General features: G+C 41.9%; 12 protein-coding genes. 4 read left to right on the forward strand and 8 right to left on the reverse strand.

From position 1 onward, the window contains the following. Positions 1–14 precede the first annotated feature (14 nt). The gene (locus BLS59_RS11995; protein WP_091149509.1) at positions 15–1,682 is read right to left on the reverse strand and encodes a S8 family serine peptidase; all 1,668 of its coding nucleotides are present in this window, start codon (positions 1,680–1,682) and stop codon (positions 15–17) included. A gap of 21 nt (positions 1,683–1,703) precedes the next feature. Further along, positions 1,704–3,245 carry an L-piperidine-6-carboxylate dehydrogenase gene (gene amaB, locus BLS59_RS12000; RefSeq protein ID WP_091149510.1) on the reverse strand — a complete coding sequence of 514 codons (1,542 nt, stop codon included), beginning with the start codon at positions 3,243–3,245 and terminating at the stop codon, positions 1,704–1,706. A 239-nt stretch (positions 3,246–3,484) separates the two neighbouring features. On the opposite strand from amaB, the gene BLS59_RS12005 reads away from it, so the two are divergent. Continuing rightward, positions 3,485–4,888 carry a tetratricopeptide repeat protein gene (locus tag BLS59_RS12005; RefSeq protein ID WP_091149511.1) on the forward strand — a complete coding sequence of 468 codons (1,404 nt, stop codon included), beginning with the start codon at positions 3,485–3,487 and terminating at the stop codon, positions 4,886–4,888. A 258-nt stretch (positions 4,889–5,146) separates the two neighbouring features. On the opposite strand, the gene BLS59_RS12010 is transcribed toward BLS59_RS12005, so the two are convergent. The 3 genes from BLS59_RS12010 to BLS59_RS12020 form a co-directional block, all read right to left on the reverse strand. Continuing rightward, on the reverse strand, positions 5,147–6,952 hold the full coding sequence (locus BLS59_RS12010; protein ID WP_091149512.1) for a M56 family metallopeptidase: 1,806 nt from the start codon (positions 6,950–6,952) through the stop codon (positions 5,147–5,149). Between the two features lie 2 nt (positions 6,953–6,954). Further along, positions 6,955–7,326 (reverse strand): BlaI/MecI/CopY family transcriptional regulator, encoded by a 372-nt coding sequence (locus BLS59_RS12015; protein WP_091149513.1) that lies wholly within the window; start codon positions 7,324–7,326, stop codon positions 6,955–6,957. A 123-nt stretch (positions 7,327–7,449) separates the two neighbouring features. Further along, positions 7,450–7,914 (reverse strand): hypothetical protein, encoded by a 465-nt coding sequence (locus BLS59_RS12020; RefSeq protein ID WP_091149514.1) that lies wholly within the window; start codon positions 7,912–7,914, stop codon positions 7,450–7,452. Positions 7,915–8,022: 108 nt separating this feature from the next. Here BLS59_RS12020 and BLS59_RS12025 point away from each other — a divergent pair, with 108 nt between their 5' ends. Further along, positions 8,023–9,426, forward strand: a complete 1,404-nt coding sequence (locus BLS59_RS12025; RefSeq protein WP_091149515.1) for an MBL fold metallo-hydrolase RNA specificity domain-containing protein — start codon at positions 8,023–8,025, stop codon at positions 9,424–9,426. A gap of 80 nt (positions 9,427–9,506) precedes the next feature. On the opposite strand, the gene BLS59_RS12030 is transcribed toward BLS59_RS12025, so the two are convergent. From BLS59_RS12030 to BLS59_RS12040, 3 genes are all read right to left on the reverse strand, one after another. After that, complete coding sequence (locus tag BLS59_RS12030; RefSeq protein ID WP_091149516.1) at positions 9,507–10,199, reverse strand: response regulator transcription factor; 693 nt, start codon at positions 10,197–10,199, stop codon at positions 9,507–9,509. A 142-nt stretch (positions 10,200–10,341) separates the two neighbouring features. After that, positions 10,342–12,153, reverse strand: coding sequence for a sensor histidine kinase (locus BLS59_RS12035; protein WP_091149517.1), 1,812 nt, complete (start codon positions 12,151–12,153; stop codon positions 10,342–10,344). Positions 12,154–12,381: 228 nt separating this feature from the next. Then, positions 12,382–12,747: a DUF3127 domain-containing protein gene (locus BLS59_RS12040; protein WP_091149518.1), complete on the reverse strand. Its 366-nt coding sequence runs from the start codon at positions 12,745–12,747 to the stop codon at positions 12,382–12,384. A gap of 80 nt (positions 12,748–12,827) precedes the next feature. Here BLS59_RS12040 and BLS59_RS12045 point away from each other — a divergent pair, with 80 nt between their 5' ends. Together BLS59_RS12045 and BLS59_RS12050 are read left to right on the forward strand one after the other, a co-directional pair. Beyond that, entirely contained in the window at positions 12,828–14,003 is a 1,176-nt protein-coding gene (locus tag BLS59_RS12045; RefSeq protein WP_091149519.1) for a THUMP domain-containing class I SAM-dependent RNA methyltransferase, read from the forward strand. Beyond that, positions 14,004–14,501, forward strand: coding sequence for a hypothetical protein (locus BLS59_RS12050; protein ID WP_091149520.1), 498 nt, complete (start codon positions 14,004–14,006; stop codon positions 14,499–14,501). The last annotated feature ends 13 nt before the right edge of the window (positions 14,502–14,514 follow it).

Genomic DNA, 14,514 nt, shown 5'->3' on the forward strand with positions numbered 1-14,514 from the left:
CTTAGTTCAAAAAACTATAACTCCCCCTGCATCTTTGATGCTATTTGCAATGCTTTATAAGCATTAACAATGCCGCCGCTTTTGCTTAACGTGGTAAAATCAACCTTCTCGCCGGTTTTGCTGCCGGGCTTTATAACCATTGTACCGGATAATGGCGTGGCCGATTGCAAAATTACTTGTTTTAATTGTTTGGCGCTTAGTGTTGGATAATATTCCAGTACAAGGGCCGCAATACCCGCCGTTATTGGCGATGAAAAGCTGGTGCCATCCTCGGTATTAAATTCGGCATCCATATCAATAGTAGTTACTTTAACACCCGGTGCAAATACATCTACATTTTTTTTACCGTAGTTGCTAAAGTCACCCGCCAAGTGCTCACCTAATCTGGCAGAAGATGCACCGACGTTTATTACATTGTCTGCATCGGTTGCCGACCCGTCAGAAAAAGTATCATTTGGGTTATCGGGTTCTTTATCCATATCCTCGCCGTCGTTACCCGATGCCTGTACCAGCAGCACATTTTTTGATGCTGCATATTTAAAGGCTTCCTCTACCCATACCTTATGTGGCGACAGCTTTTTACCAAAGCTCATATTTATTATCTGCGCTCCGTTATCAACCGCGTAATGAATAGCATTGGCAATATCCTTATCGTACTCATCGCCGTTAGGTACGGCCTTAATAGCCATGATCTTTACGTTGTCGGCAATACCGTTTATACCATAATTGTTACCGCGCGCTGCACCAATCAGTCCGGCTACGCCGGTACCGTGTGAGGCATCCGGGTATTTAAGCAGGTTGTTGCCGTACGGTTTATGATCCATGCTATCTACATTGTCGCCAACTATACGTTTACGGGCATCCAGATCGGGCGCCAGATCGTTATTTAACTTAGCCAGGTATTCGCTCAGGTCTTTAATAACCGCAGCGTTGGTGCTGTTACCTCCCGACTGTGTAAATATGGTACTCCAAACGTATTTGCTTTGGGTAAGGGTATCATTACCCGCTTTAATTTTATCCAGATCAGCAATAACAAAAGTTCCGTTTGCCTGCAGCTTCAACGCTTTTTTGATATAACCGCTGGTTACCATAAGTGCGTTCATTACTGGTTGTAATTGCGTGGTTTCTGTACGGGCCTTGTTTACGGTGGTATCGTAAATTGTTTTTACACGCTGCCAGTAGGCAAATTCCTTTTTATCGGTAGCGGTGGCATCGGTAAGGTTTGCGTATTTGCCAACCAGTTTATTGTATTCGCGCACCTCTTCGGTGGTTTCATTAAAATCGGCTTTTCCATTGGGGCCGCCTAAAAAATTCCAGCCGTGTATATCATCAACATAACCGTTATGATCGTCATCAATACCATTACCCGCAATTTCCTTGGTGTTTACCCATAAAACACTTTTAAGGTCCTGTTGGGCGGTATCAATTCCACTATCAATAGTTGCAACTACTACCGGCTTGCTTTTTTTTCCTTGTATAAAAAGATAAGCTTGTTTTATGCTGATCCCGTAAAAACCGTTCTCCTTTAAATCCATCAGCTGCCAGTGCCGGGGAGGTTCGGGATCGGGCTTTTGCATCATTTGAGCATCGGGGCCCTGCTGGGCTTGTACCGATCCAGAAAAACTAAAACTTAACGCTGCGAATAAAACAGAACGGGTAATGTATTTGCGAAAATTAAACATGTATAATTTAGTATATAATTTTTAGAGGTCGAATTTGATCCCCTGCGCTAAAGGCAACGTTTTTGAATAATTAATAGTATTGGTTTGCCTTCTCATGTAAACTTTCCATGCATCAGATCCGGATTCGCGACCGCCGCCGGTTTCTTTTTCACCGCCAAAGGCCCCGCCTACCTCCGCACCCGATGTACCTATGTTTACGTTAGCAATACCACAATCAGAACCAGCGTAAGATAAAAATTGTTCTGCCTCGCGTAAATTATTGGTCATTATAGCCGATGACAGGCCCTGCGGAACGCCGTTTTGCAGGTCGATAGCCTCTTCAATTGTGTTGTATTTTATGAGGTAAAGTATTGGCGCAAATGTTTCATGCTGCACTATCTTGAAGTGATTTTCAACTTCGGCGATACATGGTTTTACATAACAGCCGGATGCATAGGCAGCGCCTTCCAGCTTGCCGCCTTCCACCACAAACCTACCACCTTCGGCTTTGCATTTTTCAATAGAATCAAGATAAAGCGCTACAGCATCCGCATCTATCAGCGGGCCCATGTGGTTGTTTTCGTCCAGCGGGTTGCCTATGCGGATCTGCCCATAGGCGCTCACCAGTTTCTGTTTAAAAGCATCATAAACACTTTCATGAATAATAAGTCTGCGCGTACTGGTGCACCGCTGTCCGGCTGTGCCTACAGCACCAAATACCGCGCCTATTAATGACATATCCAGATCGGCATTTTCAGTTATGATGATGGCATTGTTGCCGCCAAGCTCCAGCAGGCTTTTACCTAAACGGGCACCCACAGCAGCGCTCACTGCTTTACCCATACGGGTTGAGCCCGTGGCCGATATTAGTGGTACGCGGGTATCAGCAGCCATCAGCTCGCCAATGTTACGGTCGCCGATAATCAGGTTTGATACGCCTTCGTCAATGTTATTTTTTTTAAAAACCTCCTGCGCAATATGCTGACAGGCAATGGCAGTTAAAGGTGTTTTTTCGGATGGCTTCCAGATACAAACATCACCGCAAACAAGGGCCAGCAGCGAGTTCCAGCTCCAAACCGCCACCGGGAAGTTAAATGCCGAGATAATACCAACTATACCCAGCGGATGGTATTGCTCATACATGCGGTGCTCGGGGCGTTCGCTGTGCATGGTTAACCCATATAACTGGCGACTAAGTCCTACCGCGAAATCGGCAATATCTATCATCTCCTGTACTTCGCCAAGGCCCTCCTGCAGGCTTTTGCCCATTTCATAAGATACCAGCGTACCCAGGGCTTGCTTATTGGCGCGCAGGGCCTCGCCTATTTGGCGTACAATTTCGCCGCGCTTTGGCGCCGGCGTAGTACGCCAGGTTTTGAACGCTTTTGAGGCTTGTACAACTACCTGGTTATAATCGTTTTCAGTAGCAAATTTTACTGCCGCTATCTTTTGGCCATCAACCGGTGACGTAATATCTTTTACTATGGCACCGTTGCTGCTGCCCCAGGTGCTGCCAGTACTAAAAGCTTCGTTTATATCGTTTATATGTAAACGTTTTAGAATATCTTTAATATCGAGGTTCATAATTGTTACTTTTGTCAAAGGTAAAAATCTTTAAGGCAATTTTTTCTTCACCCGCCACCAGCCACTTAATTGATTAACATTAATTATCAAGGGTTTGCAGCTAAAGGCTGTTGAGAATGTGTGAATGTTGAAAACTTAATTGCAAATTGGATATTTACTTATTGTATTTTGAACTCAATAAGTCTTTACAAAGCAATATCAATTGTAACCTAAAGCGGATGTTCTGCAAACAAAATTGAATGGAAGAAGAATTTGAATTTGGTTTTACCGAAGATCCAAAGTTTTCGGTAGAGCGGTACGAGGAAATGATCCGGAATCAAGACCAGTACTTTTTTGATGCCCAGGCGTTTGAGAACATTATCGACTATTACATCGAAAAAAATGATCCATCCAGGGCATTACAGGTAGCAGAGTATGCACGTAATCAGCACCCTTTTGCGGCGGTATTTTTAATAAAACAGGCACAGTTGCTGGTAGTTGGCAATAAAGTTCCCGAAGCTTTTGCGGCGCTTGAAAAAGCTGCCATGCTGGAGGCATCTGATGCCGATATCTATATTATCCGCGGTAACCTTTACGAAAGTATGGAACGCTTTGGCGAAGCCCTGGAAAACTATGAAAAAGCCCTTGGCCTGGCCGAAGAAACCGACGAAATATTACTGCACATTGCCTACGTTTACCAAAACATGGGCGATTATGATACCGCCATTACTTATCTTAAGCTTTGCTTAAAGCAAAATATGGAAAATCAAGATGCCCTTTACGAGCTGGCTTTTTGCTACGACGTAATGGACAATCAGCAGGAAAGTGTTCAGTTTTACCAGCAATATATTGATAATGAACCTTACAGCTATGCAGCCTGGTACAACCTGGGAAACGCCTATACCAAGCTAAGTTTGTTTGAAAAAGCTATTGATGCCTATGACTACGCCATCCTCATAAAAGACAGCTTTGCGTCGGCCTACTTTAACAAGGGTAATGCCTTGGTTAACCTGGAAAAATATGCCGAGGCTATTGAAGTATACCGCCACACCTTTGAGTATGAGCAGCCAAATGCCGATACTTATTGCGCAATTGGTGAATGTTACGAAAAGCTGGAGCAGATGGATGATGCGCGGGCTTTCTACAAAAAATCGGTTAAGATGGATCCTAAGCTGGCCGATGCCTGGTTTGGAATTGGTGTTACACTTGATTTTGAGGAACGCTATTTTGAGGCCCTGCACTTTTACAAAAAAGCGCTCGATCTTGATATTGCCAATGCCGATTACTGGTTTGCCATTGCCGATGCTGAATATAAACTTGGCCACATGACCGAAGCTGAGGAAGCATATGAAAAAGTGGTAGAGCTTAATCCGCTTGATATTGACGCATGGCTGGATTATTCATCGATATTATATGAGCAAAACAGGCTTGTTGGTGCTATCGAGATCATCTCGCAGGCAATAAAGAACAACCCCGAAGCTGCGGAATTATACTATCGCATGGTAGCCTACCTGTTTGCCAAAGGCGAGTACAACGAAGCATTAAGCCAGTTGGAACTGGCGCTTACCAGCGACCCGGAAAAACATTATATACTATTTGATTACCTGCCACAACTACAAGAAAATAAGGTGATAGTTGATATCATCAACAGGTATACGAAGTAAGATTTGCAGATTATAGATATGCAGATTTCAGATGAAAAAGCCGGTGATCTTTTATTAAGATCACCGGCTTTTTGTTTATGGGATTAGGTTTAATTGGACATTCTATCTAAGCAACATTTGTAAAGGACGCTGGTTTTACACCTTGTCATTGCGAGCGTAGCGTGGCGATCCCCATCATATTAATCGTATTGGGTCACCACTTGTCCTATGAGATTGCTTGTACCTTACAGCAATGACAAACTATTGAACATCTAAAACCTATTCCTTAGTTTCTTTTGGCTTTAAGATTATCGACTTCGTGTTATCTTTCTTTGTATTAACAATTACAACGCCGTTTTTAGCCCTTTCGCCATAAAGGGATTGTGCGCTGGCATCCTTTAAAACTTGTATTGATTCTATAGTATTTACGTCAATGTCTTTAAAACCACCTTCTGTCAGCTCTTTGCCGTCGAGTATATAAAGCGGTTGTTTAGCGGGATCAAGCTTCAAGGTTGTCAGATCAGTGTTGCCCATTTTACCTTTGAACTTTACAACCGAATCGGGACTTGCTGTTGAAAATGTATTATCTGTGCCTACACCTTTTTTAACGGCACCTGTTTTCTTCCCTTTTTTATCATCATCATCTGCAGCTAAACTATATTGAATAGGCACAGAGTACTGTACTCTTACTGGCTTACCGTTTTGGGTACCGTGTTTCCATTTAGGCGAAAGTTTAAGTACCCTTACCGCCTCTTCATCGCAACCGTAACCTAAGCCGCGGGTAATTTTTATATCAGAAAGCGAACCATCTGTTTCAACAATAAAAGTTGCTATTACTCTTCCCTGAATACCTTTATCACGGGCCTCTTTGGGATACCTGATGTTGGCTGAAAGAAACTTACTGAATGCCGGCGATCCTCCCGGAAATTCTGGAACTTGTTCAACAGAAGCAAACACCTTGGTCTTCTTTCCCGTATCCCTTGCTGCTTGTATTTCAACTGAAATTGCTTTGCTGGTGGCATTACTGGCTAAAGCCACATCGGTTACTTTAACCTGCCCGGGGTTAAGCTTTACATCTGTTACGGGGACTTGTCCCGGCTTAAGTTTTACATCCGTTACGGTAACCTGGTTTTGTTTTTTAAGTTTTGGGTCGGATACAATTACAACCGTGTCGGCGGTTATGGCATGGGCTAATGCTAATGGCTCCGCTGGAGTTGTAAATAAGCGGGCGGCTTTTTTGTTGATAACAGTTACGGTTTTACTGTTATTAATAGTAGCCGACGATAGTATCAGCATTAAAATAAATAGAGGAGCCGATAGCCCGTATTTTATGAGCGATATGCGCTGCGAATTATTTTTTTGTAACATGATGATACGTTGTTTTAGTAAACTGTGGTTAAAAAATGGATTAACCAACTGGTGGGCCGGCGTGTGAAACGTTTGGCTTAGCAGCAGCAAAGCATACTCTGCCTTGTTGGTGCCTGCCTGCACGGCCTGCCTGTCGGCAATGTACTCGTGAATGTGTTTGATTGCAAAGCGGTACATATATACCACCGGATTAAACCAATTGACGATCATGACAAGCTCTATCAGCAATACATCGGCCGAATGCCATTGCTGCGCGTGTACCTGTTCATGGGCTTCAATAATGGCGTTATCCGCATTGCCTTCATCTAACTTAATTTTCTTAAAAAACGAATAGGCCGCGGTGGTTTGTGGCTGGCTGATCACCTTTTTTAGTTTAAGCAACTGCCAGATGAGCCTGGTTAATAAAAACAATATTCCGCACACGTAAAATATTGCCAATACTTCGCCAACACTTATGTGGGCATCTTCTATAACTGGTTTAAAATGATATACCAAAACGGGGCTGCTGTATATTGTATATTTTACCTGCTGGGTAATAAATAGGTTTTGCACCCAATTTGCCTGTATCAGCGGGATAAAGAACGATAGTAACGACGCAGTTACCAGGTACACCCGGTTAAGCTGAAAAAAGGTTTCCTTTTTTAGCAGTAAAACATAAAACGCGTAAAACAGTACCAGGTAAATATTTACCAGTAATAAATATTGCCACCAACTCATAACTATTTGTCTTTAAGTTTTTCAATTAGTTTCATAATCGCATCAGCCTCTTTAAGATCTATCTTCTCTTTTTTTACAAAGAAGGAAAACATGCGGTTCACCGAATTATCAAAATAGCCGCTCAGCAGTTTATCGGCAGCAAAGTTCTGGTACTGATCTTTACTTATTACCGGGTGATACTGATGGCTTTTTCCAAATGCTTCGTGCCCTACAAATCCCTTTGTTTCCAATATCCTTATAATGGTTGATACCGTATTATAGGCCGGCTTTGGCTCAGGTAGCAGATCGATCACATCTTTTACATAGGCTTTTTCCAGTTGCCATAACACTTGCATAATTTGTTCTTCGGCCCGGGTTAACTCTTTAATTTCCATGTGCTTGTAAGTAAAAATCGTTAGCGTTTATTTAAAATCACGCCAACTATCCAATTGGTTAATCTAAGGTAAAAACAATAAATCAAATTAACAACTAAATCTTTAGTTTTAATTTTAGTTGCTTTAATTTATATCCTGATAGGTAATAGGACTGCATTGTGCAAACCCGGTTTTCGCGGTTATATTTATCTTATAATCCTGTATAAATGCACTTACCAGGGCTAAAAAACGGGCTTGCCTTTCTTCGTTTAGCCCGGTTGGCGCTAAGTTCACCAGGTAATAGCTTATGCTGCCATCGGGTTCAAAATATATACGGTTAAATATGTGCACTTTGCCGCCCCATTTAAAATCGTTTTTGTTTAGGTAGCCGTTCAAATCCTGTATCATGGCAGTGTAAGCGGTTATTAAATGTTTTTCATTATCCCCTTTAAATACTACATTGCCGCTGCCAATAGCGCTTGGGTATTGTTTATCCAGCGCTTGCATACTATACCCCTTAGCTTCGGCATTTTGAAAGCTATCGGCAATATGTTGCGCAAAAACCGTTTTAACAAAAAGTAACATAACCATTAATAAACTGAGTTTCATAACTGTTGAATTTTAGAAAATAAATCTACAACTAATAATTTAGTTGTAAAATTTGTTTTAAGAACTTTTACAGCCATGCCCGGTTTATTTGAAAACACCATATTGTAAATGAATATAACTTTTCATGGCGCTGCACGTAATGTTACGGGCAGCAAACACCTTATCAGACTAAAAGATGATACCAGTATTTTATTGGATTGCGGCATGTTCCAGGGCATGGGCGAACAATCTGAAGATTTGAACGAGCATTTTGGCTTCAACCCTAAAAAGGTTGACTATATGATTTTATCGCATGCCCACATTGACCATTGCGGGTTAATACCCCGCCTTGTTGCCGAAGGCTTTAACGGCCCCATATTTTGCACATCGGCCACTATGGATCTGGCCCGCATACTGCTGATGGATTCGGCACATATCCAAATGCAGGATGTGGCTTACAGTAATAAGCACCGCGCACGCAAAGGCCAGCCATTGCTGGAACCATTGTATACCGACGAACAGGCAATGACCGCCCTGCGTCTGTTTAAAATTGTAGAATATAACCAGGAGCATGAAATAACACCCCGTGTGAAATTCAAATTTACAGATGCCGGGCATATATTAGGCAGCGCAGCCGTGCATGTATCTATCCTGGAAGATGGAAAGCTTACCAACATCACTTTTAGCGGCGATGTTGGCCGCTATGATGATATGCTGCTGAATGATCCGCAAACATTTGACCAGGCCGATTATATTTTACTGGAATCAACCTATGGCGATTCTCTGCATAAAGATCTCGGACCAATTGAGGATGCCTTACTGGAGATCATTAAGCAAACCTGCGAAGTAAAAAAAGGGAAAGTGATTATCCCAGCGTTTAGTGTTGGGCGCACGCAGGAATTACTTTATGCACTTAATGCATTAGAATTAAGAGGCGTATTACCTGACCTGCCTTATTATGTAGATAGCCCCCTATCCCAAAAGGCAACAGAGGTTTTGATGAACCACCCGGAGGTATATAATAAAGATGTGAAAGAAGTTTTAAAGACAGACCCCAATCCTTTTGGCTTTAAAGGTTTACGCTTTATACAATCTACCGAGGAATCCATCGCCCTGAATAACGATGTGCGCCCTTGCGTAATTATTTCTTCATCGGGCATGGCCGAGGCGGGCCGGGTTAAGCATCACATTAAAAATAACATCAACAGCGATAAGAATACCATACTAATGGTGGGCTATTGTGAGCCTAACTCATTAGGTGGTCATTTATTAGCGGGCGATCATGAAGTGTATATCTACGGCGAGCTGTACAAGGTTAATGCCGAAGTAAAATCGATAAGATCAATGAGCGCCCACGGCGATTATGAGGACCTGCTGCATTTTCTGGCCTGCCAGGACCCGGCCCTGGTTAAAAAGATTTTCCTCGTGCATGGCGAATACGAGGTACAGCAGCATTTTAGTGAAAAACTAAAGGCTAAAGGATTTAACCATATCGAGATTCCGTATCAGCATCAGCGGATTGAATTGGATTAACAAAAAAGGAGGTGAAGTAACTCGGCATACGGAATAATGGTAGCATTATCCCGTATGCCGAAGATATTTTAGACGACAACTTAATTAATAAGCAGCTTATACCCCCTGCCATGTACGTTAATGATCTCCACATTGGGGTCATCTTTAAGGTACTTTCTGATTTTGCTTAAAAACACATCCATACTCCGCCCGTTAAAATAATTATCATCGTGCCAGATGTTCAGCAAGGCTTCTTCGCGGGTCAGCACCTCGTTTTTACGCATACATAACAAGCGCAGCAGTTCGGCTTCTTTGGTTGATAGCTTTTGGTTACTATCGCCAATGGAGATAATTTGCGTGGTATAATCAAATGTGTAGCGCCCAACTTTGAAACTGGTTTGTTTTTCTTCTTCAGATTTTTCGGAACCGCTAGTGCGTTTAAGCAGGGCGTTTATGCGCAGCAGTAACTCTTCAATACGAAAGGGTTTGGTAATGTAATCATCACCACCCAGGTTAAAGGCCTGCATTTTATCCTCTATCATACCCTTGGCGGTAGCGAAAATGATGGGCACATGAGGGTTTATCTTTCTGATGTCTTTCCCCAATGTAAAACCATCCTTTTTGGGCATCATCACATCCAATATCAACAGGTCATATACCTGTTTGGTAAAGGCGCGCAAACCCTCTTCGCCGTCCTTACACAAAACAACATCAAATTTGCCTTTAAGCTGCAGGTAATCCTGCAACAGCAAACCTAAATTGGCATCATCTTCAACCAGTAGTATTTTTTTCATGTGTTTTTTTTAGTCCGGAAGCCGGAAAAATCCGAAAGTCCGAAAGATATTATTCTGATATTAAAATCGCTTTCACTTCCCGGCTTTCGCACCTACCCCACTTCCCGACTTTCGGATTTTTCCGACTTCCGGACTTCCTCTCCTAAGCCAGCGAGAATTTCAATTCAAATTCCGACCCTTTTTCCTTTTCAGATTTTACGCTTACAATACCGTTTAGTCGCTTAACAATGGTGTTTACATAGCTCAATCCCAATCCAAAACCTTTAACATCATGAAGGTTGCCAGTTGGGATGCGATAAAATTGCTCAAATATTTTAGTTTGCTGATCGCGGCTCATACCTATGCCCTTATCCGCCACCTTAACAATCACCTGGCCTCCCTTTGTGGCGGTACTTATGGTAATATCGGGGTTGTCTGTACTATATTTAATGGCATTATCTATAAGGTTGTATAACACGTTCGAAAAATGCAATTCGTCGGCAATAATAACCGTGCTTTCTTCGCAAAGGTTAAGCGTTGTTTTTGCATTGCATTTATGCAGTTTCAGCGCCATGCTATCTACCACAACGGCTATCATATCATTTACGTCAAGCGGTTTCTTATCCAGCTTAAAATCGTTTTTTTCAATCCGGGCAATATTCAGCACGCGCTCAATGTGGCTACCTAAACGCTCATTCTCTTCAAAAATTATATTAGCAAGGCGCGATACCCTTGTTGTGTCTTCGGCAATCTCCCTATCGCGCAAAGCTTCACTGGCAATCATGATGGTTGATACGGGAGTTTTAAACTCGTGGGTCATGTTGTTAATGAAATCTATTTTCATTTCAGACACCTTCTTTTGTTTCAATATAGAGAAGATGGTGTAACTAAAGCAAAACACCAATACCAACAGCAACCCCCCGGTAGTGCCCATAGTGGCTGTCATCTTGCTTAATATCAAGGAGTTTTTTTGCGGAAATACCAGCCTGATTAAACCAGGATCGTTGATCACATCTTTACTAAAAATAAGCGTTTGGTAAGGGTTCATGCCCGTAAAGTCGGGGCGCTGACCGGTTACATCATTGGCTTTTGAAAATATCAATGAATCGCTGTTTGCGGTGCTAACCTCATAGCTGAACGGCGACGTAATCCCCTGGTTATGTAATTCAAACCTAAGCAATGAATCTATCCAGAAAGGACTCAGGCGTTTGTCTAAAGGCTCACCGGTTTTACGGTATTCTTCGGCTAGGTTTTCAATAACAGTAGCTTTATTACCCGTATTTAAATTTTGCAGCGAATCTGTCTGCAGCATCTTTTTAATCTGGGTTACCTGTTTTTCTTTTTGCTTACGGATCTGTTCCCGCTGCCAAAGCGGGTTTAAGCGTAGTTTAGATACCACCAGCTTGCCAAATTGAGGATCCGGGTATATGTACCTCAGGGTATCATATTTGTGCAGCTTTTGAGGGCCTTTTACCGTACGGGGGATATTTATTTTTACGAGCTCGGGGGTGTATTTAACATGCACTACACCAAACTCATCTGTATACGATTCCATTTTAACGCTAAAATCAATAGCTCCTTCCTGCTGCAGCATATTGGTTAGCTCCTCATCCAGCTTGTTATGCATAATTATACGCTCCAGGCTGTCGCGTAACAGGGCTATCTTTTTTTCGCGGTTGGTTTGCTTTTTTTTTCCCTTTACAATATATGGTTTGTTGGCACTGTTCTTTACAATTCTTAGGCCCGGGCTGTCTGTCGTTTCAACTTTATCCTGCGCCTTGGTACTTAAAAATTTATTGGCATCCTGCTTGGTTACCTTGGATACGACGTTGCTTAGAGCCTCATTAACAGATCTGTCGAAAAGTTCAGCCTGCATCTGGTACGATTGCCTTAAAAAGTACAATTGCATAGCCATTACACCCAAAAGCGCAAAAGCCATTAGCCCGATAATCAACACGATGCTTCTTTTCTTCATTTCAGTAAAAACAAAAATATTTTAAATAAGCCGATAAACGTGCTATTTAACAAATTTTAACAGTTTAAATAGCTAAATATCAATTAGCTTACCTTAAAATAGTTTAAACATCAAATAGAAAATCTCATGAAATACATTAGTTTAATGCAAAAAAATCAAGCAAGCACAAAAGCTCCCTTTTTTATCAAAAGAGAGCTTTTACATATTGTAGCTTAATTTAAAATTTAATTAAAATGGCAGATCGTCATCATCGCTTGATGAGCTGATATCTGCTGATGGAGCTGCATATTCAGGAGTGCTGGCAGCGCCTGCAGCACTTAAAGCATTAATTTTCCATAGTTGTAATGTGTTAAAATACACAACTTTACCCATTTTATCAGTCCATTTACGGCCTTTAAGGTTAAAGAAAACCTCTACATCATCGCCAACTTTGGTATTATCCAAAAGGCTTGTACGATCTTGAATTGCCTCAAATTTAAGGTACTCAGGATATTGTGGATTTTCAATATATTCTATAATCAATTCTCTTTTTTTCAAAGAGTCGGTAACCTGTTGTGTTGCCGAAACTTCATGTACTTTGCCTTTGATCTCCATAGTGCTTATAATTAAAATGTAAAGTTAATAGATAGAATGTAAAAAACAGGTGTATATAATGCGTATTTTTGCAAATTAATATGCAAGTTTTCCACAACGAGAGTAAAATCATAATCACCTGTAACAAAAGGCTGTCATCATACCTTCAACAGGAAGTAGAGGCATTGGGCTTTACGCCAACCCGCGTTTTTCAAACCGGGGTTGAGCTAAAAGGCACTATAACAGATACCATTGCCCTTAATTTAAACCTGCGCTGCGCAAGCCAGGTGCTGTACCTTATCAAAAGCTTTAAGGCCGATGATCCTAAACAATTGTATGATGAATTGGTTACCATTGAATGGGAAAAACTAATTGACTTCAGCGGGTATTTTTCTGTAACTTCAAACGTAAACAATGAGCATATTTTAACCCCGTTGTTTGCCAATGTGAAGGTAAAAGATGCCATTGTGGACAGGATTAAAGCTATAAAAGAGATCAGACCGAACTCTGGTTCTGAAGCTAATAAAACCCTGGTACACCTGTACTGGCAGGATAGCGATGCCGATATATTCATGGATACATCGGGCGAAACGCTGGCAAAACATAGCTACCGCAAAATCCCTGGCAAAGCCCCTATGCTGGAGGCTTTGGCAACATCAACCATCATGGCTACCAATTGGGACCGTAAAAGCACTTTTATCAATCCCATGTGCGGTTCTGGCACTCTGGCTATCGAGGCGGCTTTATTGGCTACCGATAAACACCCCGGCTTGTTCCGTATGAATTATGGCTTTATGCATATTTTAGGGTACGATGAAAACGTGTTTTTTGTGGAGCGCCGTAAGCTGAAAGATAAAGCAAAAAAAGAAATTGGCTTTAAGATCATAGCTACAGACATATCAGAAGATGCCGTTGATATTGCACAAAAGAACGCAAAAACTGCGGGTGTAGACCATTTGATTGATTTTGCCGTTTGTGATTTTGAGGCTACGGAAGTACCCGAGGATGCGGGCGTAGTAATGTTTAACCCGGAATACGGCGAGCGCCTTGGTGTACACTCAAAACTGGAAGCAACCTATGCACGTATGGGCGATTTCATGAAAAAGAAATGCCTTGGCTACCGCGGATATATTTTTACAGGCAATCCCGATCTGGCCAAAAAGATAGGCTTACGCCCTTCAAGAAGAATTGAGTTTTATAACGGTAAGCTTGATTGCCGCCTGCTGGAGTATGAATTGTACCTGGGCAGCAAAAGAGAACCAAAAGAAGAAGAGTAAATGAAAAAGATCATCGTATTATTTATAGCCGTATTATCGGCTGCTGGCGCTAAGGCCCAAACAGAACTTGCATTCCCTTTTCAGGGCGGCGCACCTATATTAACCCGTTTTTTTAAGGATAGCCTTACCGTATCACCAGAGATCATAAAAGCCAGGGCTACAGGAACTTCAGTGTTCAAATTTACTGCCGATCAAAAAGGGACCATTAAAAAAATCATTGTTTATTATTCCGATGATGCAATCCTGGTATCGCCTATTATTGAAGCACTAAAAAAATCGAACCATAAATGGATCATTCCAGACCATGAAAAATTTCATGACTTTATAATTCCGTTCTCTATTAGCTTTAACCCGCCTGCTGTGGCTGGCAAAGCCCTTGAGCAGCAGGCATATGATTTTTACAGTAAGCGCAGGCCAATAATGTCATACAACCAGGTACCTTTGGATAATGCTACCCTGCTGCCAACAGTTGTGGTTAATTATGATATAGCTGAGTAATCGGATCTTCAGG

The organism is Mucilaginibacter pineti (assembly GCF_900101875.1).
GTDB lineage: Bacteria > Bacteroidota > Bacteroidia > Sphingobacteriales > Sphingobacteriaceae > Mucilaginibacter > Mucilaginibacter pineti.

Excerpts from the sequence above, each read along its gene's own strand:
- BLS59_RS12015 (WP_091149513.1), bottom strand. The coding sequence starts at position 7,326 with ATGGAAATTAAAGAGTTAACCCGGGCCGAAGAACAAATTATGCAAGTG.
- BLS59_RS12050 (WP_091149520.1), top strand. The coding sequence starts at position 14,004 with ATGAAAAAGATCATCGTATTATTTATAGCCGTATTATCGGCTGCTGGC.
- BLS59_RS12020 (WP_091149514.1), bottom strand. The coding sequence starts at position 7,914 with ATGAAACTCAGTTTATTAATGGTTATGTTACTTTTTGTTAAAACGGTT.
- BLS59_RS12030 (WP_091149516.1), bottom strand. The coding sequence starts at position 10,199 with ATGAAAAAAATACTACTGGTTGAAGATGATGCCAATTTAGGTTTGCTG.
- BLS59_RS12005 (WP_091149511.1), top strand. The coding sequence starts at position 3,485 with ATGGAAGAAGAATTTGAATTTGGTTTTACCGAAGATCCAAAGTTTTCG.
- BLS59_RS12045 (WP_091149519.1), top strand. The coding sequence starts at position 12,828 with ATGCAAGTTTTCCACAACGAGAGTAAAATCATAATCACCTGTAACAAA.
- BLS59_RS12035 (WP_091149517.1), bottom strand. The coding sequence starts at position 12,153 with ATGAAGAAAAGAAGCATCGTGTTGATTATCGGGCTAATGGCTTTTGCG.
- amaB (WP_091149510.1), bottom strand. The coding sequence starts at position 3,245 with ATGAACCTCGATATTAAAGATATTCTAAAACGTTTACATATAAACGAT.
- BLS59_RS11995 (WP_091149509.1), bottom strand. The coding sequence starts at position 1,682 with ATGTTTAATTTTCGCAAATACATTACCCGTTCTGTTTTATTCGCAGCG.
- BLS59_RS12040 (WP_091149518.1), bottom strand. The coding sequence starts at position 12,747 with ATGGAGATCAAAGGCAAAGTACATGAAGTTTCGGCAACACAACAGGTT.
- BLS59_RS12025 (WP_091149515.1), top strand. The coding sequence starts at position 8,023 with ATGAATATAACTTTTCATGGCGCTGCACGTAATGTTACGGGCAGCAAA.
- BLS59_RS12010 (WP_091149512.1), bottom strand. The coding sequence starts at position 6,952 with ATGAGTTGGTGGCAATATTTATTACTGGTAAATATTTACCTGGTACTG.